Below are 1,591 nucleotides of genomic sequence, written 5' to 3' on the forward strand. Positions count from 1 at the left end.
GAGCACGGTGAGCACGGTGAGCACGGTGAGCACGGTGAGCACGGTGAGCACGGTGAGCACGGTGAGCACGGTGAGCATAACAACCTAACTGGTCACCCTAAACAAATCACTGCATTTTTAATGGGGTTTGATTCGCCTTTATATACACTACAAATTAGGCGCAACATAAATCAGTATAAGCCTGAGGCCTTATTAGCCATTATGCCAACCGTTACGCTAAAAGACTTATGGGAAATGCTCGCCATTGTTGAAAAAATACTGCTACTTTTCTCCTTTGTTGTTGTACTAGTAAGCCTGCTTGGTATGCTAACCACGTTGCTTGCAAACCTTAATCAACGTCGCCGTGAACTTGCTATATTACGCTCAGTTGGTGCAAGGCCATGGCAGCTATTTACACTTATAAGTATGGAATCCTTGCTTACAACATTTTTAGGCTGTGTGCTTGGGTGTGCATTATTTTACGCCACATTATTTTTAGGAGCCGACTACCTACAAAGCCATGCGGGTATTAGTGTAAATATAGCTATGCTTTCACGCTATGAACTCACCCTCATAGGCGTTATTATGGCGGCAGGTTTTATTATTGGCTTAATACCAGCAACTCGTGCTTATTTTTACTCACTCAGCGACGGCATGAGTATAAAAACATAATGTTTAGGAATTTTATGACACTTTTTAAAACAGCTTTAAATACTTTTTGCATATTAAGCTTAGCTATTATTAGTTTTTCAAGTAACGCTAATCCACCTAAAGAGATTTTTTGGGAAGACTTAATTCCAAAAGGCCATGTGCAAATAGATACCCAAGCACAAGCAAACCACGAAGGCAGCGATCAAAACTGGGTACAGCCCGACTTAGACGCCCCTGTAGTAAAAGAACTAAACGGGCAATCTGTCAGCTTACCCGGCTTTGTTGTACCGCTAGAGGGCGATAGCGAAGTAATCACCGAATTTTTACTAGTACCGTATTTTGGCGCCTGCATACACGTACCACCACCGCCACCTAACCAGCTTGTACACGTTACTATAAAAGGCGGCGTACCAATCGAAAGCCTTTACGATGCAATTGTAGTCACAGGTATTATTACAACAGAAACCTGGTCAGGTGAATTAGCACAGGTAGGTTACAAAATGAAAGCCGTAGGCGTAGCGCCGTTTGAGCTTTGAAAAAGTGTTCAGTTTTCTTGCACCGCTCCTTACTTTCTGCGCGGTGATAATAACGTCTCATTTAGTATATAAGTAGGTACAAAAACTAAGTTACAAAACAATTTTGACCACCGAGAGCACCGAAGCGCTGCGCTACACTGAGAAATGCGTAATACAATATATTTGTTTTAAAAATTACTTCTCCTGTACTACTCCTTGTCTTCTCTGTGGTGATAATAATGTTTTATTCACTTTATCAACTAGGTGCAAAGCCTAAGCTACAAAACAATTTCTACCACCGAGAACACCGAGGCGCTTCGCGCTACACTGAGAAGAGTGTAATATTACTTCTCCTGTACTACTCCTTGCCTTCTCTGTGGTGATAATAATGTTTTATTCACTTTATCAACTAGGTGCAAAGCCTAAGCTACAAAACAATTTCTACC

General features: G+C 41.6%; 2 protein-coding genes. Both read left to right on the forward strand.

Translation table 11 applies throughout. From position 1 onward, the window contains the following. The coding region (locus tag R0J88_RS18570; protein WP_410900678.1) for an ABC transporter permease at window positions 1–651 on the forward strand (651 nt) is incomplete at its 5' end. 14 nt (window positions 652–665) lie between these two features. After that, complete coding sequence (locus tag R0J88_RS18575; RefSeq protein WP_039036336.1) at window positions 666–1,166, forward strand: DUF3299 domain-containing protein; 501 nt, start codon at window positions 666–668, stop codon at window positions 1,164–1,166. The last annotated feature ends 425 nt before the right edge of the window (window positions 1,167–1,591 follow it).

It is taken from the genome of Pseudoalteromonas sp. SIMBA_162, from assembly GCF_046535955.1.
In the GTDB taxonomy this organism is placed as follows: Bacteria; Pseudomonadota; Gammaproteobacteria; order Enterobacterales; family Alteromonadaceae; genus Pseudoalteromonas; species Pseudoalteromonas marina.